At 40.2% G+C, this 20488-nt stretch carries 19 protein-coding genes; 9 read left to right on the forward strand and 10 right to left on the reverse strand.

Features of this window, described 5'->3' with window-relative positions; translation table 11 throughout:
- Window positions 1–10: 10 nt before the first annotated feature.
- From OWEHO_RS07505 to OWEHO_RS07550, 10 genes are all read right to left on the reverse strand, one after another.
- Complete coding sequence (locus OWEHO_RS07505; protein WP_014201871.1) at window positions 11–1807, reverse strand: outer membrane beta-barrel protein; 1797 nt, start codon at window positions 1805–1807, stop codon at window positions 11–13.
- Entirely contained in the window at window positions 1804–2457 is a 654-nt protein-coding gene (locus tag OWEHO_RS07510) for an RNA polymerase sigma factor (protein WP_083827981.1), read from the reverse strand. The genes OWEHO_RS07505 and OWEHO_RS07510 overlap by 4 nt, the downstream gene beginning before the upstream one ends.
- Window positions 2458–3513 (reverse strand): PKD domain-containing protein, encoded by a 1056-nt coding sequence (locus OWEHO_RS07515; RefSeq protein WP_041627500.1) that lies wholly within the window; start codon window positions 3511–3513, stop codon window positions 2458–2460. It abuts the gene before it with no gap.
- 129 nt (window positions 3514–3642) lie between these two features.
- Window positions 3643–4893 carry a PKD domain-containing protein gene (locus OWEHO_RS18730; protein WP_014201874.1) on the reverse strand — a complete coding sequence of 417 codons (1251 nt, stop codon included), beginning with the start codon at window positions 4891–4893 and terminating at the stop codon, window positions 3643–3645.
- Between the two features lie 155 nt (window positions 4894–5048).
- Window positions 5049–6842 (reverse strand): translational GTPase TypA, encoded by a 1794-nt coding sequence (gene typA, locus OWEHO_RS07525; protein ID WP_014201875.1) that lies wholly within the window; start codon window positions 6840–6842, stop codon window positions 5049–5051.
- A 210-nt stretch (window positions 6843–7052) separates the two neighbouring features.
- Entirely contained in the window at window positions 7053–7781 is a 729-nt protein-coding gene (locus tag OWEHO_RS07530) for a T9SS type A sorting domain-containing protein (protein ID WP_014201876.1), read from the reverse strand.
- Between the two features lie 152 nt (window positions 7782–7933).
- A complete protein-coding gene (locus OWEHO_RS07535; protein WP_014201877.1) occupies window positions 7934–8500 on the reverse strand; it encodes a globin family protein in 567 nt (188 codons plus the stop codon).
- A gap of 24 nt (window positions 8501–8524) precedes the next feature.
- Complete coding sequence (locus OWEHO_RS07540; protein ID WP_014201878.1) at window positions 8525–8956, reverse strand: hypothetical protein; 432 nt, start codon at window positions 8954–8956, stop codon at window positions 8525–8527.
- 88 nt (window positions 8957–9044) lie between these two features.
- On the reverse strand, window positions 9045–10064 hold the full coding sequence (hemH, locus tag OWEHO_RS07545; RefSeq protein ID WP_014201879.1) for a ferrochelatase: 1020 nt from the start codon (window positions 10062–10064) through the stop codon (window positions 9045–9047).
- A gap of 186 nt (window positions 10065–10250) precedes the next feature.
- Complete coding sequence (locus OWEHO_RS07550; RefSeq protein ID WP_014201880.1) at window positions 10251–11159, reverse strand: helix-turn-helix domain-containing protein; 909 nt, start codon at window positions 11157–11159, stop codon at window positions 10251–10253.
- A gap of 186 nt (window positions 11160–11345) precedes the next feature.
- Between OWEHO_RS07550 and hemA the strand changes: the two genes are divergently transcribed.
- The 9 genes from hemA to OWEHO_RS07595 all read left to right on the forward strand — a co-directional run bounded on the left by hemA (window position 11346) and on the right by OWEHO_RS07595 (window position 20487).
- The gene (gene hemA / locus OWEHO_RS07555) at window positions 11346–12602 is read left to right on the forward strand and encodes a glutamyl-tRNA reductase (protein ID WP_014201881.1); all 1257 of its coding nucleotides are present in this window, start codon (window positions 11346–11348) and stop codon (window positions 12600–12602) included.
- Window positions 12603–12606: 4 nt separating this feature from the next.
- On the forward strand, window positions 12607–13524 hold the full coding sequence (gene hemC, locus OWEHO_RS07560; protein ID WP_014201882.1) for a hydroxymethylbilane synthase: 918 nt from the start codon (window positions 12607–12609) through the stop codon (window positions 13522–13524).
- Window positions 13517–14254 carry a uroporphyrinogen-III synthase gene (locus OWEHO_RS07565; protein WP_014201883.1) on the forward strand — a complete coding sequence of 246 codons (738 nt, stop codon included), beginning with the start codon at window positions 13517–13519 and terminating at the stop codon, window positions 14252–14254. The genes hemC and OWEHO_RS07565 overlap by 8 nt, the downstream gene beginning before the upstream one ends.
- Window positions 14255–14284: 30 nt before the next feature.
- Complete coding sequence (gene hemE, locus OWEHO_RS07570) at window positions 14285–15310, forward strand: uroporphyrinogen decarboxylase (RefSeq protein ID WP_014201884.1); 1026 nt, start codon at window positions 14285–14287, stop codon at window positions 15308–15310.
- An 87-nt stretch (window positions 15311–15397) separates the two neighbouring features.
- Window positions 15398–16300, forward strand: coding sequence for an oxygen-dependent coproporphyrinogen oxidase (gene hemF, locus OWEHO_RS07575; protein ID WP_014201885.1), 903 nt, complete (start codon window positions 15398–15400; stop codon window positions 16298–16300).
- A gap of 88 nt (window positions 16301–16388) precedes the next feature.
- On the forward strand, window positions 16389–17381 hold the full coding sequence (hemB, locus tag OWEHO_RS07580) for a porphobilinogen synthase (protein ID WP_014201886.1): 993 nt from the start codon (window positions 16389–16391) through the stop codon (window positions 17379–17381).
- Between the two features lie 44 nt (window positions 17382–17425).
- Window positions 17426–17785: a four helix bundle protein gene (locus OWEHO_RS07585; RefSeq protein WP_014201887.1), complete on the forward strand. Its 360-nt coding sequence runs from the start codon at window positions 17426–17428 to the stop codon at window positions 17783–17785.
- A gap of 83 nt (window positions 17786–17868) precedes the next feature.
- A complete protein-coding gene (gene hemL, locus OWEHO_RS07590; RefSeq protein ID WP_014201888.1) occupies window positions 17869–19158 on the forward strand; it encodes a glutamate-1-semialdehyde 2,1-aminomutase in 1290 nt (429 codons plus the stop codon).
- A 225-nt stretch (window positions 19159–19383) separates the two neighbouring features.
- Complete coding sequence (locus OWEHO_RS07595; protein ID WP_014201889.1) at window positions 19384–20487, forward strand: DUF4856 domain-containing protein; 1104 nt, start codon at window positions 19384–19386, stop codon at window positions 20485–20487.
- The last annotated feature ends 1 nt before the right edge of the window (window position 20488 follow it).

The raw sequence follows: 20488 nt of genomic DNA on the forward strand, positions 1-20488 counted from the left end.
ATTAATTCGACTAAAAATTATAAGCCACACCTACAGAAGCTCCCACACGATAGTAGCGTTGACGAACACCATCATTGGTTAGCATAGAGTTTATCTGATAACTACCCAATGCATTGAGGCGTACACTTATGGCTCGGTTGATGTAAAAATCAGCTCCCACCTGAAGCAACCCACTATACTGAATTTCAGATAAGCTTGCTTTGCTTCCTCCTTCGGTATAAGTTGAAGTTCCAAACTGAGGATATCTGTAACTCGCCTGAATTGGCAACCCTACAATTACACCGGCTTTTACCCAAGGTTTAATTCTTCCTGTGCCAAAACGATAACCTACGGTCAATGGTACTTCAATGTATCGGAAAGTATTTCGTCCTGAGTAAGAATTAGCCGTACTATCATCATTTCTATACGAAAGATGATAATTCCAATGTCCTTGGTTCACTGTATCTATGACACGCGTAGAGTCAATCGAGATGATATTTGGATAGTTAGATGGAGAATCATAGCGCCCATCAAAAGCAACGGTCTCAACTGAAGAGGTAACGTCATAAAGTGTATAATCCACATCTTCACCATACTCGGCCCATCCAAGACCAACTCCTACCGTCCAGTTTTTATTTACAAAGTAATCCAACCCTACACCTGTCGGAGTAGTGTAAATAGGCTTCTCAAAAGCTTTACGTTTATCAATATCACTTTCATTACCACCGCTCAATACGTTCCCGGTGAATAAATAACCACCCCAAACAGAAAGTGCAAAACGCTCCTTAGAAAAGGTCAGTAAATCAGGTATTGGCAAATCCTCTTCTGCCTCCAAAAATGCCAAATGTGCAGCTTTTGTAGTAAGGAGATTGCTGGCAGATTCTGCAATTTCTTCTTCTGGGCTTTTCTCTACTAAGCTTTCTTCTTTTAACTCTTCAGCATCATTGGATTCAGCTACAGCTAAACCTTCATCCTCTGGCTCCAATACAGTTTGCTCAGTGTTTTCAGATGCTATGTCCGCAATTGTACTTTCAGAAACCGAAATTTCCTCTATATAATCTGTCTCTTCTTCTATTTGATTAGTTGAAGTTTCCTCCAATATAACCTCAGTTGCAGAAGTTGTCTTTTCCTCCTGTAATTTTTGCTCTTCATTTATAATCAAAGCTTCATCTGCCGCTGCAATAGATGTTTCTGCAACGGGTATTATAACATCCTCCTCTGAGAGTGTCTCGATTTCTTTTTCTTCCGAAATAACCACCGCATCTTTCACAGACTCTTTAGCCACCTCATTAGCTACTATAACTTCACTTCCTGCCTCTTCAGTATTTGACTCACCCTGTGCCGTATTTGTTACAGATTTCTCTACAATAGGGGTGGCAGCCATTGCTTCCTGTCCATTTTCTTGCTCCTTGCTTTCAGGAATGATAGTAGTTTGTTGAGCATTATCCATTGTAGATTCTACAACATCTGCTTCTGAGGAATTTAAACTTTCAGTTGAAAAATCCGAAGGATACAATTCTTTATCATCAGAACTAATTGAAACCCCATCAGCGGGATCCATCTGAATAGTTGTGGGTGTAGGCAGTTCTTTAGCAGGATTTACATCTTTTGGCTGATTAGCAATAAAGAAAGGAATACCAATCACAGTAACTACAACAGCCGCCAATCCAGTTAAATACAAGGGATTTGACATCATAGTTTTAGGAGGAGTAACAGGCATCTGCTTATCCAAAAGGCTTTGCATAGAGTCCCAGCCCTTTTGCTTCATGCCTTCAGAATACTTCTGTTCCTTAAAGTGATTTTTATATTTCTTATCTATCCAGCTCACGCTTTCTTTATTCCTAATTCAGGTGCAGGAAGTCTTTCCTGCAGTTTTCTTCGTGCATTGGTCAAATGCCTGATGGACGACCTTTCGGTAATACCCATCATATCTCCTATTTCTTTATGCGAGAAACCATCTACTGCATATAAGTTGAACACCAACTTCTCCGAATCCTTCAAGCATTCCATCAGGTGTTCCAAATATTCCGCCTCTTCCCATCCATGAGAGTCAGCCGAATCAAAATCAGCCGAAACATTTTCCAGCTCGTCCTCATTTTCATCGATAAACTCACGCCTTCTTATCTTTTTGCGATAAGCATCAATAGCTTCATTTACCGTTATTTTCGCTATCCATGGTTTTAATTCATATTTTGAATTATAACTCTCTAAATTTTTCAGCACTTTCATGAACGCCAGGTTGAGGGTTTCCATAGCTAAATCCTCATCCTTACAATATCGCATGCAAATGGACATCATCAGATCAAAGAATTGATTGTAGAGTTCATTTTGACTCCTACGATCATTCTTTATACAACCCTCTATTATGCGATTATTCTTCTTCAAGTAGTGTAGCCTGCCTATATGAGCAAGGCCTCGCAAATCTAGTAAAACAGAAGCCGGTAAACCACAACCGACTTCTGTTGTTTGAGATACCAATTATCTATCGACTCTCAATTTGTAATAGGAAACAGGGGTTGTACCATTTACATTTAGTTTTAATACATACATTCCTTCATTTAAGAATGCTGTATTTATTTGAATTGTTTCGTTATGAAAAATGTGACGGTTTCCTGATAACATCACTTTTCCATTCACACATAATATTTCCCAATCAATCCTCTGTCCATCCTCCTCTTCAGTAGATATATTAACATAATCGCTTGTAGGGTTTGGATAAATTTCAAAACTTGACAGTTCAATTTCTTCAACACTTATACTGTACGGATCAAGCACATTTATAGTGAAAGCTGCTCCTGATTTTTTATAAATTAAGTTTCCCAAAGAATCAGCTCCAAAAGTGTCACAATAAGTTTCCGAACACAGGTTATTTATACTATCATAACTTGAAACTTTAAGACAAACCTGATACTCACCTGCTGACGAGTAAGTATGGCTTGGATATGCCAAAGTAGAAGTTCCTCCATCTCCAAAATCCCAATCATAATAAACCGAATACAGAGTATCCTTGCTATTGGGAATAGATGAATTCCAAACTATAATATCTCCAGAATATGAGTTTGCCGTATCTACAATAAATTCAGCATTACAGGGGGGTGGCTGATAATTTACAACCACCGTTTTACAAATAGTATCAGCACAAAAAACTTGTCCTGTCACACTGTCTTTTACCTCTTGAGCTAGGCACACGTTATAACTTCCATTTGTGAGGTAACTGTGCCTGGGATCACGATCATAACTAAATATACCATCTCCAAAAAACCAAGTATACTCCACCTTACCATTAGGCACTCCAAAAGTGGTGGAACTTAAATTGGTAAATAACACTAGCCTAAAAGCATTATTTAAAGAGTTTGCCGAAAAATCTGCGGTACAAGAATCGGCTTGAGCCGTTGACCTGTCAACTGTTTGCAATAAAAAGACATCTTCCCCAAAAGGGAAACTCTGCCGGGCATAAGAAGAAAATATGCCCAGCAAAAGTAACCATAGCAGCACTAGTTGCTTAGTTGAAGGCCATTGCATCAATCTGATCATTTTTACGTTTCATTATTAATACGAATCAAACGTAACAAATAGGACAGCATTCGGTAATTTTTTAACAAAAAAAAAGAGCAGGATCACACAACCTGCTCTTTTAAGATACTCATGGGAGGAAAATCACACCTAGAAAACCATGAGCTTGCAGCTACTAACAGCGTTACCATCCAATATTTTTAGCTGGTAAACTCCATTAGATAGGGGGTCAACATTTATATTAAAATTTCTTGAATGAGACGATTCAACTCCACCGAGCACTTCCTGTCCTCTGCTATTAATTATTACCCATTGCACTTTATCATTTGGCGTCTGCGCTAATTTTATAATCACATTTCCATTTGTTGGATTTGGAAACACTTCCACAGTATTATCCCTCTTTATTTCATCAACTCCTAAAGCATTTGGGTTTAACACATTTAGTGTAAAACCAGCGCCAGAATTTTTATACAAAACATTCCCCGCACTATCTACACCCAAGGTGTCACAATAGGTATTAGTGCATATATTTTGTGAAGAGTCTATAGACGTTATTGTGAGGCAAATGGTATAAGACCCTGCGCCCGTGTAAGTATGCGTTGGAAATGCCTGGTTGGAAGTTCCCCCATCTCCAAAGTCCCAAGCATAGGACGTGGCGTAACGGGTATTATTATGCAAAGGAGTTGAACGATTATACAATACCAAACTAGCTCCTCCAGAAGCCATAGTATCTACTTCAAAATAAGCCGTGCAAAACGTGGGAGGACTCGAATTGGAAACAGTATAAGCATTACACACGGTATCTTCACAGTAAACCATTTTAGTAAGTGTGTCTACAATATTTTTAATCATACATACCGTGTACGAACCTGCCTGTGAATAGGAATGTGAAACATTAGCATTATTATAAGTTGTAGAAAAAGTTCCATCACCAAAAGTCCAATAGCGCATTAGCATGGCATTAGGAATTGGATTGGAAGAATTTGAATCTCGCAAACTTAAACTCAAACCTGAAGAACTCGCCATTTTCACCATGTTTGGAGCACAATTTAAAGCAGGTAACCCCTGACAACCAATTCGCAAGGTGTCATCAAAACTAGTATCGATTGCTGTAGCCAAATAACTATTACTATAAAAGCGACCATTGCAATCATTTGTCATTACCTGAAAAGTAGTGCTTGCTTGAGAGAAGGTAGTATAGTTATAATACCCTAAGGCATCAGAGTATACTAACTGTTGGGTAAAAAAACTTCCGTTAGAATATTTATTAATCCAAACTGGCTGGTTGGCTATAGCCGTATTGCTACTATCTAACGCCAAACCTGAAATAGAAAGTGCCTGCTGACCGTGGGCCAGCAGGGCACTTAACACTACTATAGATGTAAATAGAAGCTTTTTCATTTTGTGTTTTCACCTTTAATACGCTCATGCAAATCTCAATAGGACAATTAAAGGCAAACTTTTTTCAAAAACATCATACACCCCTGATTATCAGACATAAAAAAACCCGCTTCAAACTATTTCAAAGCGGGTTTCATATTTTATTCTAGGTAAATTTACTTACCCGATCTCTTACGTTCGTGTTCTTTCAAAAAGATTTTACGCAAGCGAATAGATTTTGGTGTTACTTCAACATACTCATCACCCTGAATATATTCCAAAGCTTCTTCTAGTGAGAATACGATTGGAGGAGCGATACGCACTTTATCATCAGCACCCGAAGACCTCATGTTAGACATCTTCTTAGCTTTGGTAACATTTACTACAAGATCACCGGCACGGTTGTTTTCACCAATCACCTGACCTTCATAAACATCATCATTTGGTGGAATAAAGAATTTACCTCTATCCTGTAGGTTGTTCAATGAAAATGGAATTGCAGTACCCGTTTCCAATGCGATCAATGATCCGTTTTGTCTTCCTGGAATTTCCCCTTTGTAAGGCTGGAATTCTTTAAAGCGGTGAGACATAATAGCTTCACCGGCAGTAGCAGTAAGCAAGTAGTTTCTCAAGCCGATGATACCTCTAGAAGGCACTTCAAACTCAAGGTGCATATGATCACCCTTAGGCACCATTTGCAACATATTTCCTTTACGTAAAGTGATGGCTTCAATAGCTTTTCCACTTACCTCATCCGGAAGGTCGATGCTCAACTCTTCTACCGGCTCCATTTTTACACCATCAACTTCTTTGATGATAACTTGTGGCTGACCAATCTGAAGTTCGTACCCTTCTCTACGCATAGTTTCGATCAAAACCGAAAGGTGAAGTACACCACGTCCAAATACTCTAAATGTATCTGCAGAATCAGTTTCTTCCACACGAAGGGCAAGGTTCTTTTCAGTTTCCTTAGCCAAACGATCTTTGATATGGCGGGAGGTTACAAACTTTCCTTCTTTACCAAAAAACGGAGAATCGTTGATGGTAAAAGTCATGCTCATTGTAGGCTCATCAATTTTGATGGTAGGAAGAGCTTCGGGGTTTTCAAGATCAGCGATTGAATCTCCAATTTCGAAACCTTCGATACCGGTAATCGCACAGATTTCTCCACTTGATACCTCATCAACTTTTACTTTTCCAAACCCTTCAAATACGAAAAGTTCTTTAATACGAGACTTCACTTTAGTGCCATCACGCTTAACCAGGGTAACTTGTTGATTAGCCTTAAGCACACCACGGTGTACTCGGCCAATAGCAATACGGCCAACAAATGACGAGTAATCTAAGCTGGTAATTAGCAACTGAGGAGTTCCATCACGGTGTTCAGGAGCCGGAATATTTTCAATGATTGTATCTAAAAGATAGGTGATATCTGTAGTTTCATTTTTCCAATCATCACTCATCCAGCCATTTTTGGCACTACCATAAGCAGTTTGAAAATCAAGTTGATCTTCAGTCGCCTCAAGGTTAAACATTAGATCAAACACCATTTCATGCACTTCATCAGGAGTACAGTTTGGCTTATCTACTTTATTAATAACTACAACAGGCTTCAATCCAAGCTCAATTGCCTTTGACAATACAAAGCGAGTTTGAGGCATCGGTCCTTCAAAAGCATCTACCAAAAGAACTACACCATCAGCCATGTTTAGAACACGCTCTACCTCTCCACCAAAGTCACTGTGACCGGGGGTGTCAAGAATATTGATTTTGTAATCCTTGTATTTTACTGAAACGTTTTTGGCAAGAATGGTAATCCCTCTTTCGCGCTCAATATCATTATTGTCCATGATAAGCTCGCCAGGAGTTTCATGATCATCAAATAATTTGCCTGCCAATAGCATTTTATCTACCAAGGTAGTCTTACCGTGGTCTACGTGCGCAATGATGGCAATGTTTCTTAATTTCATATAGAAGCCTTTAATGGAACTTACGAGAAGCCCCCTTTTTAAAATGGCGGCAAAGGTACGCTTTTATACTTCGCAAAATATTACTAGCAAATTAATTCTGCTCAAATGTAATTTATTCATTTTCCGAACTTAAGCACACAAAAAAGAGCCTGAACGAAAACTCGCCCAGGCTCTTTCCAACCAAACCAAACCATAAGTGTTAAATTCTTTTCACTTTACGTATACTTTTCTAACGGCTTTAAAGCCCTTATTATTTTGTGCGCTTACCAAATAAATTCCTGCATTCATATTTGAGGTAAGCAGTGTATAACTACCGTCCTCAGAAACATTGTTAATAGATTTCACCACCTGCCCTGTCAAATTCACCAATTGAATGGTATTTGCACCTTTTGGCAAATTATGAAGCCTAACGGCTCCTGGGCTTTGCGAAACATAAAAGTCCTTTTGAGATACCTCGTCAATCCCTACTGTGGTATTTCCGGCTATTTGTAAGGCGGTGTTCAAAGCTGCATTTTCATCGAAACCCTGATATGCCAATGAACTATCCAATGGGCTATACACCGTATAACGAGGAGTTCCTGACATAAACCAATGTCTATTTGCATCCACAAACGTATAAATATCCGTCCAGCCATAGCTGTTTACCCAACTATCCACACCAGTGCAAGTCGGTGTACTATTACTGTAGGTAAATGTCATTGCCCCCCAAACTTGAATTTTAGTTTTGTTTTGAGCCGCCCAACTTTGTAAGCCCGGTGCTTTACTCTTGCAGATAGAACAATCCAAACCATCAGAGGCCACCACCAAAACTTTACCAGTGCCCAAAACCGCATGAATCGAGCTTGCATTGTTATTGCAATCTGCAACGGAGACATCCATCACTTGTGCCGATGCAGCAAAAGTTATTATTGAAATAAAAAGAGTGTATATTTTTTTCATAATCTATATATTTTCAATTACAAATTTGACCAATTCGTTCTAAAATGGTTGTCTTACAGATGACACAAATCATGCCGAAAGGCGAAACATTTGGATGTAAAAAACAAAAGGCCACCATTTGGTGACCTTTTGAAAAGAAAAGTTTGGGTTAACTATTTCTGTACTATATCACCGCGAAGGGTTTCAAGCAACTCTCCAACCTCGCCAATGATTTCATTGGGAACATTATTTTGCTGAGCTCCTGTAACTACATCAGCAACAAAGGCATCAAAAGCAGCATCATCCGACTTCATAGCCATCCGACTGTTTTTTGAAGGATCATGAGCATCTACCATATTCATTCCACTATAGGTGTAATTTTCAGCACCAGCAGCTACAGAGAAAAAGTCTGTTAGGTTTTTACTCAAAACTGCAAACCCACTCAAATCTCCATTTTGCACCTCGCCTAGAAGTACTGGGAAATAAGGTTGCAAAGCTGGGTCTCCCGCAATCACGAAGATGGTACTATCTACCACTGCGCGAAAGCTCAACCTACCTTTTTCAATCATTGCTCCTGCATTGGCTGGGTCGCTTACCATTTCCGTTCCTCCTACTTTTTCATATAGAGTTGGTTCTGGTGCTGGGGTCATATCATCGTCCTTGTCGTCATCCTTACATGATGACATAAATCCTATGGAGCCTACCAATAGTAGTACGCCAAATTTTGATAACATTTTCATTGTGTTGAATTTTTGGTTTAATAATTAATGAATAACATTTTGCACGAATGCACCTACTTTGAAGGTGATGGAGTTTTCATCAAAGGCAGGGCAGCCTTTGGCTAAATCTTCCTCACTAACTTCAAATTTTGTTAACCTGTAGTCGGTAGAACTACTTAGAGTAGCATACACCGCATCAGGGTTTTGCTGATCATTGTAATAGCCGTACACAATGGTACCAGCATCAGCATTTACATAAGCTTTATGAACACCTGGTATGGCGTTTACCTTAGATTTTAATTGAGCCACGTCCTCATCAGATAGAGAACCTTCAACATCAATTCTACTTAAATTAAGATTTGAGTTTACTACTGGCTCGCTAGTCACCATATAGATGTGAACCACTAGTGTGGCGGATAGGAGCACAAAAACTCCAACTAAAACTAAAGCGATTCGTATTATTTTTTTTCGTGCCATGGTTGTTGATTTCCCATATGTACGAAACAAAACCGCCCTTCGGATTGAAGGGCGGTGAAAAAAATATCGATATGTATACTTTAGACTTTTACAATAACTCCTCTCCCCAAGTTGCCACGAGCTTAGCCCAGTCATCGTTTTCGTTCATGCAGGGGATCAAAGTAAACTCCTCTCCTCCATTTTCCATAAAAAACTCACGAGCCTCCACTCCTATTTCTTCAATGGTCTCCAGGCAATCTGAAACAAAAGCCGGACAAACCACCATCAGCTTTTTCACTCCTTTACCAGGCAGGTCCTTTATTACTTTATCAGAAAAAGGCTGTAACCAAGGATCTCTACCCAAGCGGCTTTGAAAACTGTTACTGTACTTTTCCTTCGGGATTCCCAATCTTTCTACCACGCCTTCCGTAGTATCAAATACTTGATGGCGATAGCAAGTTTGCTGAGCGGGTGAATCCTTAGAACAGCAGTTTTCCACCATTAAGCAATGGCTATTGGTAACATCTGTTTTTTGCACATGCCTTTCCGGAATGCCATGATAACTAAACAGAATATGATCATACTCCTTATTTATATATGGCTTCATCGAATTAGCCAAAACTTCCAAATAGCGAGGGTCATCATAAAACACGTTTTTCACCTTCATCTTAAGTTTTGGAAACTTAGCCTCCATCACTTCCCTAGCTTTTACCACCACGGTTTCATAGCTACTCATGGCATAATGCGGGTATAAAGGAATCATCACAAATTCCTCCAAATCAGGATTTCCATCTACCAGCTTTTGGATACCGGCTTCAATGGATGGATTTCCATAACGCATACCAAGCTCCACAGGATAATCGGTATTCTTACGAACTTGCTCCAAAAGCCTTTCACTTAACACAATTAAAGGCGAACCCTCATCCCACCAAATACTTTGATAAGCTTCAGCAGATTTCTTTGGTCTGGTTTTAAGAATGATGCCTCGCACCAAAAGTGAACGCAACCAATAAGGTTTGTCAATCACTCTTTCGTCCATCAAAAATTCATCTAAGTAAGGTTTTACATCCTTTACTTCTGGCGAATCCGGTGAACCAAGATTGACCAAGAGAATTCCTTTTTTACTCATGTTGTTTGGGTTGAAATTTCTAGAACTGTTTTAAAATTATCCTTCCGTTTATTTAGGCATCTTTTTCGGCCATATATCGTCTTTATCTCATTGCGTAGCAAAACTACGCGCTTCAACAAAGCCTTCACCTGACCAAAAAATCTATTCTAAATAATTCTAAAAACAAGTTCAAAACAGTTCTTATTTCTAAATATTAGATATCAGATATTTTTTTGGGGTTACCCCAAATTTCTTTTTGAAGGCCGCTATAAAATGACTCGGGTTTGTGTAGCCGATATGATATGCCGCATCATTAACCTTCATGTTTCCTTTGTCCAGCATTTGTCGCGCTATATCCAATCGGTAATCGTTCAAAAACTGAAAAACCGTTTTGCCATATATATTTTTAAAACCTTCCTTTAGGCGATATTCATTAAGGCCAACTTCACGAGAAAGTTCTTTAAGAGAAGGCGGAGTCGTCATTTTTTCAATCAAAATTTTCTTGGCATTTCGCACGCGCTCCACATTCTCCTCATCATTCAAGAATGGGCATTGCTCCACATCTTTCCCTTCTTCTTTATTTAAAAACAAAGCTAAAATCTCATAAGCTTTGGCTTTCTCAAAAACCCCCTTCGCAGGGCCATTTACGTTATTACTAAAAAGTTGGTTTACCGTAACCATCAACACAGGAGACATTGGGCGGTCAGCATAAAACTTCTTGCCAATGTTTTCTTTATTGATAAATTCAATTTCCTCAGAACCTGTCACAAACATCCTGTGCAGATTTTCAACAGTAATATATAGGAACACCAGTTTTGAGCCGGGACGAACTTCAATATCTAAAGGAAGAGCTACAAGCGGATTGTAAAACAAAAGTGACTTTTCCTGCTCCAGCTTAAGCTTATAATTTCCATTATAGAATAAAAATTCCGCACCGCCTTGTACGGCAAAGTAAAACTGAATTAAGCTCTTATCTATGTCCCGCTTTATGCGCAGTGGCCCGTCTTCATGGTTTTCTACCCGCACCATAAAGAAGCCGTCACCTACTCGGGTATTTTCGATTTTACCTTTTGAGGTATTTTTTTCTGAATTTTCTATTTCAAAAGTCAACTCCATCTCCATTTTTCTCGTAGGTGTATGTGTAAGTAGTTTTCAAAACCGCATCCTCATTACGTTTGCGCAAACTTATAACAAAGCCTAAGTAGAACGAATCTAAATAAATAGATTTTATGAATCTGGGTATTAATTATTCGTTTTCGGGTATTGCGCTACTACATAACGGGATATTTTTGCCACCAAATTATGAAAGACTTCCAGGTAAGTAAATTTTCGAACTTCTTCTTAGTAGGAATAGATCACACCCATGCATCGGTAGATGTGAGGGAACTATTCTCACTAAATGAAGAAAAAGCCAGTCATCTGATTTATGACTACAAAACGCTTGGAGGTGATGGTATGATGGTGGTTTCCACTTGCAACCGTACCGAAATCTATGCTTTCGCAAATTGTCCTCGCGACATTATCGACCTGTTTTGCAAACATACACAGGCCAATCTTGAACTTTTTTATCGCCATCAAAATATTAAGCAAAACCGCGAAGCCATTGAGCACCTTTTTAAGGTAAGCTCTGGAATGGAGTCTAAGATTTTGGGTGATTTTGAAATTATTGGTCAAATTAAAAAGTCTTTCCTTTTTGCAAAAGAGCAAGCCGCGCACAATACCTTCCTTGAAAGATTGGTAAATAGCGCTGTTCAAACTTCTAAAAAGGTAAAGAATGAAACTCAGCTGAGCTCGGGAGCTGCTTCTGTAGCCTTTGCTGCTGTGCAAAAAGTAAAGCAACATTTATCTACTCTGCCGGCAGGTGCTCAACCTAAAGTTCTATTGTATGGAACCGGAAAAATAGGTCGCACGGCTTGTGAGAATTTGGTAAACCAGACTGGACTAAAAGACATCACCCTTATCAACCGTACGGAAGAAAAAGCGGAACGTCTTGCTGATAGATTTGGTGTAAAGCATATAGATTTTTCAAACTTGAACGAAGGCCTAAACGCGGCCGATATTATAATTGTAGCCACCGGTGCTCTTGGTGCTACAGTAATTCCTGAGCAATTTACCGAAGATAAGTATCGCCTTATTTTGGATTTGAGCGTACCTCGAAATGTTGAAGTTTCTCTTTATGAAAACCCAAACTTTGAGGTAGTGGATGTAGATGCTCTTTCAGCTATAGCTGATGAAAGCATTGCAAAAAGAAAAGCTGAAATCCCTGCAGCCGAGGCTATCATCAACAGTATGATTGATGACTTTTACATTTGGCTGGAAAGCCGTAGGGTTGCCCCTACCCTACAAGCTGTACGTAGCAAAATGGAAAGCTGGAAGAGTAAGGAGGTACAAACTTTACTTAAGAAGTTCCCGGAGCTAAATGAAGAGCATGCCGACCTATTGGCAGACCAACTACTAAACCGCATAACCGGCCAATTTGCCCGCCAGCTAAAAAATGGACCGGATATAAACAACGACCTTCGTACTATTCATCATATCTTTGAGATAGAAAAGAAATAGCTACTTGATCACCAACAATCTTCGTATAGGAACGCGCGATAGTAAACTTGCCGTTTGGCAAGCAGAGACTGTTCAGCGATTATTAAAAAATGCCGGCATCAATTCTGAGCTGGTAATGGTAAAATCTCCCGCAGACATAGATTTAATTACTCCTCTTCATCAGTTTGGAGGCGTGGGTATTTTCACTAAAATATTGGACGATGCTCTCTTTAAAAATGAGATTGACATTGCCGTACATTCACTAAAAGATTACCCCACACAATCTCCGGAAGGACTCACCATTGCTGCAGTTTTGGAGCGCGGCCCCTCACAGGATATTTTGGTACATAAAGGTGATTTGTCTTTTTTGAATAACGAAAAGGAAGGGCTTATTGCCACGGGGAGTATTCGAAGAATAGCCCAGTGGAAAAGTAAATTTCCAAAACACCAAACCACCAATTTGCGTGGCAACGTACAAACCCGATTGCAAAAACTAGCTGACAATAACTGGAATGGAGCTATTTTCGCGAAAGCTGGATTGGAGCGTATCGATTTATTACCTGAACATTTTGAGGTTTTAGATTGGATGATTCCCGCGCCAGCACAAGGTACAATTGGCGTTGGATGCAGAAATGAAGACCAGGAAATTGTAGATGTATTGAAAACTATCAATCATCGTGAAACTGAAATCCGTGCCACTGTAGAACGACAATTTTTGCGCACCGTAGAAGGTGGATGCTCCGCCCCTGTTGGAGCTTTCTCCACGATTGAGGGAGATAAAATTCACTTAACAGCCGGAGTTTTTGAACTTGATGGCAGCAATAAAGTTGTGGTAAACAAAACCTTCAAAATGGAAGACTACAAAAACGCAGGCCAGCTTGCCGCTAAAGAAGTACTTGCCAATGGAGGAAAAGAAATAATGCAAAACATTGACCATGCCTGATAAAAATGGACGTCCCGTTGTGCTTTCTACCCGTGTGCTCGAAGATGAATTTCTTCAGAAGCTAGATGATGCGGGAATCTCTGTAAAACAACATGACTTCATTCAGGTTTCTCATGAGTTTGATAAAACCACTTTTCGGGAATATTTAAACAATCCCGATTCGCAGGCCCGCATTTTTACGAGCAAGAACGCTGTTTTTAGTTTAGAAAAATTGCTGGCCAGTGAGACTATTGAAATTCAGCAAAAGAAGAATTTTACCGTTGGAATTCGCGCCACTGAAATGCTACAAGAGCTTGGCGTAGAAACCAATGCCCGTGCTGGAAATGCCATTAGCTTGGCGCAAATAATTGCAAGAAACAAAGGCGTTCAATCTGTAGATTTCTTTTGTGGAAACAAAGCCTTGGATGACCTGCCAGAATATTTGGAAAGCAAGGGAATCCGCGTTCACAAAGAAATCGTTTATAAAACCGAGCTTGTTTCACAAAGGCTAAATACCGCAGATGTTGACGCTATGATTTTTCTATCGCCAACAGCCGTTTATAGTTTCTTTAAAGAAAACAACCTCAACCCAAAAATCCCTTGTTTTTGTATTGGAGCCACGACATCTGAAGCTATTCACTTTAGGTGTAACAATCCAAGAATTCCATCCAATGAGCCAAATCTTGAATCGGTAATCGACAAGGTGATTGAACATTTTGGAATTCAAAAATTTGAGGATTCAAAGATTTAAGCACAAACCCAAAAATATCCCTCTATACATATGAGCACATTAAAAAATGATCTGTTCCTAAAGGCACTTGCCGGAGAAAAAGTAAACCGTCCACCTGTATGGATGATGCGCCAGGCAGGTCGCTACCTTCCTGATTTCATGAAATTAAAAGCTAAGTACAGCTTTTTTGACCGTGTAGAAACTCCTGAACTGGCCTCAGAAATTACCGTGATGCCTATTCATCAGGTAGGCGTTGATGCTGCCATTTTATTTTCAGATATTTTGGTGATCCCCCAAGCGCTGGAGGTAGAGGTGCAAATGGTTCCCGGAAAAGGACCTTACATCCCCAACCCCATCCGCACGATGGAGCAGGTTCAGGCTATTCCGGATATTGATGTGAAAGACCGCTTGAGCTATGTGTATCAGGCTATCGATATGACAAAAGATGCTTTGGCAAATGAAGTTCCACTTATCGGTTTTGCCGGTTCGCCATGGACTATTCTTTGCTACATGGTAGAGGGTCAGGGAAGTAAAACTTTTGATAAAGCAAAGGAATTTTGCTACTCACAACCTGAGGCTGCACACTTGCTTTTGCAAAAAATCACTGATGCAACTATTGCTTATTTGAAAGAAAAAAGAGCGCATGGTTGCGATGCTATTCAGGTTTTTGACAGCTGGGGAGGATTGCTTTCACCAAATGATTATGAAACTTTTTCGCTGCAATATATCCGCCAGATTGTAGATGCACTGCACACTGAAGTTCCCGTGATCGTATTCGGAAAAGGATGCTGGTTTGCCTTAGAGCAAATGTCGCAAATGCCGGTTTCTGCCCTTGGTGTAGATTGGACAATTTCCCCACAAATGGCACGTGAATTCACCAAGTTCAACACCACCCTTCAAGGAAACTTTGACCCAGCCAGATTGCTAAGTCCTATTCCTGAAATAGAAAGACTTGCCAAGCAAATGGTTGACGATTTTGGAACCTATAAATACATTGCCAACCTTGGACATGGTATTTTACCAAATGTGGATGCCGATCATGCAAGGGCTTTTGTGAATGCAATTAAGAGCTACTAAAAGTTAATTGGAAAAATAGTAGAAAGGTTAATTAGTGGTGATTAAACTAATCAACAAATGCACTAATCAACCAATTAACCAACCAATATGAAAGATCAATTCACCCAATACATACGCGACCTTCAAGATGAAATTTGCACAGCTCTTGAAAAAATTGACGGCAAGGCAAAGTTTGTAGAAGACCTGTGGGAAAGACCCGGTGGCGGAGGTGGCCGCTCAAGAGTATTGGAAAAAGGAAACGTTTTTGAAAAAGGCGGAGTGAGCACTTCTACCGTACACGGTGAAATGCCTGAGGCCCTGAAGAAAAACATGAAAGTGGAAGGTGATACTTTTTTTGCCTGTGGTATTTCATTGGTGCTTCATCCCGAAAATCCCTTTGTGCCAACCGTACACGCCAATTACCGATATTTTGAAATGTACAATGAAGCGGGTGAACGAATTGATGGCTGGTTTGGCGGAGGTACGGATTTAACTCCCTATTACCTTTTTGAGGAAGACGCTATTCATTTTCATAAAACTCAAAAAGAAACTGCCGACAGACACGGTAAAGATCTTTATCCAAAGTTTAAAAAACAGTGTGATGAATACTTTAGAAACTCACACAGAGATGAATCTCGAGGCATTGGAGGAACCTTTTTCGATTACCTAAAACCTGATGGCCAGCGTACTGCTGAAGATTGGATGGCTTTTGATATGGACATGGGAAAATCTTTTCTGCCGGGCTATTTACCCATTGTAGAAAAGCGCATGAACATGCCATGGACGGATGAGCATCGCTATTGGCAGGAGTTACGCAGAGGACGCTATGTTGAATTCAATCTAGTACACGACCGCGGAACTTTGTTTGGACTAAAAACCAATGGCCGTACCGAAAGTATTTTAATGAGTCTTCCGCCAAGGGTAAGATGGGATTACAATGTAGAACCGAAGGCTAGCACTGAAGAAGCCAAGCTTGTAGAGATATTAAAAAACCCGAAGGATTGGGTATAGTTATTAAATCCGAAGCACGAAACTCTAAATGCTAAAAACACAACGTGCTCATTTTAGAGTTTCGAGTTTAGAACTTAGAATTTAAAATATGTTACACCGACCAAGAAGATTACGCCAATCTGCTGCCCTTAGAGAAATGGTAGCCGAAACCAGATTGCACCCTTCCGATTTTATCGCTCCATTGTTTTTGATAGAAGGTAAAAACAAGAAGGAAGAAATTGCCTCCATGCCCGGATACTTTCGCTATAGCTTGGATTTGCTTGAAGCAGAAGTAAATGAACTTTGGAATATGGGCTGTCGCTCGGCTTTGCTTTTTGTGAAGGTAGAAGATGACCTGAAAGACAATGAAGGAGAAGAAGCACTAAACCCGGATGGATTGATGCAACAAGGTATTCGCATGATTAAGGAAGTTGTTCCTGAAATCTGCCTGATGACGGATGTTGCCCTTGACCCTTATTCTGAATTTGGCCATGATGGCATTGTAGAAGATGGTGAGATTATCAATGATGAATCCGTAGGTTTTTTATGTGAAATGGCCATTAGCCATGCACAGGCCGGAGCTGATTTTGTGGCACCAAGCGACATGATGGATGGCCGTATTGAAGCCATGCGCATTGCTTTGGACGTGGCGGGCTTTACCCATACAGGAATCATGGCTTATAGCGCCAAATATGCTTCATGTTTTTACGGCCCTTTCCGTGATGCTTTGGATTCTGCACCGGTAGATATGGCAGATATTCCAAAGGATAAAAAGACCTACCAAATGGATCCTGCCAATGCTGTGGAAGGTGTGAAAGAAGCTCAAATGGACATCGATCAAGGAGCCGACATGGTGATGATAAAACCTGCTCTTTCTTATTTGGATGTAATCCGCAGAATAAAAGATATTTCCCCAGTTCCGGTGACGGCTTACCATGTAAGTGGTGAATATGCCATGATAAAAGCTGCCGCTGAAAAAGGCTGGTTGAATGAAGAGGAAGCCATCGTTGAAGTTTTGACTTCTATCAAAAGAGCCGGAGCAGATTTGATAGCTACTTACTTTGTGAAGGATATTATTAAGCTAATAAACTCGAAATCCTAAATTCGAAATTCTAAACAAAGCACTAAACTAAAAATTTCAAAACCATGGCACATTATGATCTTGAAGAAAGAACATTGCGTTTTGCCAAAGAAATTCGAAAATTTATAAAATCGGTTAAGCTTACAACCGTAAATGAAAGTGATTGTAGGCAGTTGATCCGATCATCCGGCTCAGTTGGAGCAAACTATATTGAAGCCAATGAGTCATTTAGCAAGAAAGATTTCCTCTTCCGAGCAAAGATATCAAGGAAGGAAGTCAAAGAGTCACGATTTTGGTTGTCTTGCTTAGAAAATAATATTCAACCCGACTTAGAACCCGCTCGAACGGAACTTCACACTGAAGCAACCGAAATAATGAAAATTCTCGGGGCTATCATCCGAAATTCAGAAGGCGGCCAAGTGTAGCTATTTTTGAATTTTCGGCTTTTTGAACTTTGAATTTGTTTAGAATTTCGAGTTTAGTTTTTAGAATTTTATAAATCAATTTTATGATTACAGATAACAGCAAATCCCTTTTCCAAACCGCATCAAAATATATCCCTGGTGGAGTAAACTCCCCGGTACGTGCCTTTAAATCTGTAGGTGGTGATCCTATTTTTATAAAGAAGGCCAAGGGTGCTTATATGTATGACGAGGATGGCAATAAATACATCGACTACATCGCCTCTTGGGGGCCAATGATTTTGGGCCATGCCTGGGAACCTGTGGTAAAAGCCATTCAAGACAAAGTAGCTGACTCAACTTCTTTTGGAGCACCTACCGAAATGGAGATTGACCTCGCCCGCCTTATTTGCGAAAGCATTCCAAATGTAGAGCGTGTACGTATGGTAAACTCGGGAACGGAAGCAACCATGAGTGCTATTCGCTTGGCTCGTGGTTACACAGGAAAAGACAAGTTTATAAAATTTGCAGGCTGCTACCATGGCCATGGTGATGCCTTTTTGATACAAGCCGGAAGTGGCGCTGTAACCCTTGGCCACCCAAGTAGCCCGGGGGTAACAGTTGGCACAGCCAAGGACACCCTGCTGGCCGAATACAATGACTTGGAAAGTGTAAAAAAAGTAGTGGATGCCAACAAAGGCGAAATCGCAGCTTTGATAATTGAGCCAATTCCCGGCAACATGGGCTGTATACTTCCCGAACCGGGTTTTATTGAAGGCTTACGCCAAATATGTACTGAGGAAGGAATCATATTAATCTTTGACGAGGTAATGAGCGGCTTCAGAATGGGCTTTGGTGGTGCTCAAGAAGCACTTGGTGTGGAAGCTGATTTGGTAACTTATGGAAAAGTAATTGGTGCCGGAATGCCCGTTGGTGCTTATGCGGGTAAAGCCGACATTATGGAATATGTAGCGCCAAACGGACCGGTATATCAAGCTGGAACTTTGAGTGGAAACCCGATTGCCATGGTTGCCGGTTACACACTCTTGAAGCATTTAAAGGAAAATCCACAGATATATACTGAGCTTGCTGAAAAATGTGAGGCCATTCATGTTGGTCTGGAAAAAGCTTTGAAAGAAACCAGCCTGCCCTGGACTATCAATCGCAGAGGTTCTATGATCAGTCTTCATTTTACAAATGAGCCCGTTCGTGACTTTGCGTCATCGGCAAAAGGGGCGAATGATTATTTCAAGCAATTTTTCCATGGAATGCTAAAGCGTGGTGTGTATTTACCACCTTCTGCTTACGAAAGCTGGTTCCTTTGCAATGCTTTGACTTACGCGGATATTGAAAAAACTTTGGAAGCTGCGAAGGAGACTTTTGCGGAGATGGGGTAATTTCTAACCAACATGACAACAATATAAGAGCCGCATTTTGCGGCTTTTTTTTGATTCAAATGCACCTCTAATCCCTATCCAAACTGCCCTCGTACCTACTTATTAACAGAGTGTTAAATCGCTCAAAAACTTTATTTAGAAATTATCTAAATAGGCTTGGTCAATTAAATCATGCCTATTACATTTGCCTCGCTATTTTAAATAAGTCTAAATAACCTAAACGTAATGCGCAAGCTACTTTTATCAGTTTCAATTCTCAGCACAATGTTCCTTTCTTCTTGCAAAGAAGAAACTACCGATACAGTGGACAACACCGTAAACCTACCTGACACTTACAATTTTGAAAATGTAGATCATTCTGGTCAAGATCAACGCCTGGATATGTTTGTTGAAATCGCCAGCTATGTAAAATCCAGCAATGATGGTGACCTGGTAGACAAAGACATTGTGTTTGACATGCTTACCAACGAAAACTACACTTGGACCAATACAGAGCTAAACAGTGCAACTAAGCAGATAGCTGATAAAATAGAGCCAGAAGCCGGGATAGTAATTGGAAATTGGATTGAAGAACTTTCAAGCATTAGTGGAAGCACCACTACCGGGAGCAATGGTACCGCAGGACTTGTACAGAGTAACAGTGGTACTAAGCAATACCTTTTCAGCGAATTTGGTATGGAATACGGCCAGTTGATTGAAAAAGGTATGATGGGTGCATTAGCATTTTATCAGGCTACAGCAGTATATATGAGTTCATCTAAAATGGATGTGGACAATGAAACTGTGGAAGCTGGAAAAGGAACTGATATGCAACATCATTGGGATGAGGCCTATGGATATTTTGGTGCACCAAATGATTTTGGATCAGCAGGCTTTAACTTCGACAATACTGCTACTTACAACCGCTTTTGGGCAAAGTATACCAACTCATTAAATGATGCGCTTGGATGCAACACTAAAATTATGAAAGCGTTCATCAAAGGTCGTGATGCTATCAATCGTAAAGACTATGAAACTCGCGATGCCGCTATTTCTGAAGTTCGTCAAGAGTGGGAGCTTGTAGTTGCAGGTATGGCTATCCATTACCTTAATGGTGCTAAAGCTGACTTAGCCGATGATGCCCTAAGAAATCACCAACTTTCTGAAGCTGCCGGATTTATTTGGAGCCTTCAATTTAACCCCGAAACCAGAATGACCGAAAGTGAAGTGATGGACATTCTTGAAAATAAATTGCCTAACCTATATGAAGTTAGCGTTCAGGATTTAAATGACATTATTGACACGTTGGCCACCACCTATGGTCTTTCTGATGTAAAAGACGCTCTATAAA

The sequence above is a fragment of the Owenweeksia hongkongensis DSM 17368 genome (assembly GCF_000236705.1).
In the GTDB taxonomy this organism is placed as follows: domain Bacteria; phylum Bacteroidota; class Bacteroidia; order Flavobacteriales; family Schleiferiaceae; genus Owenweeksia; species Owenweeksia hongkongensis.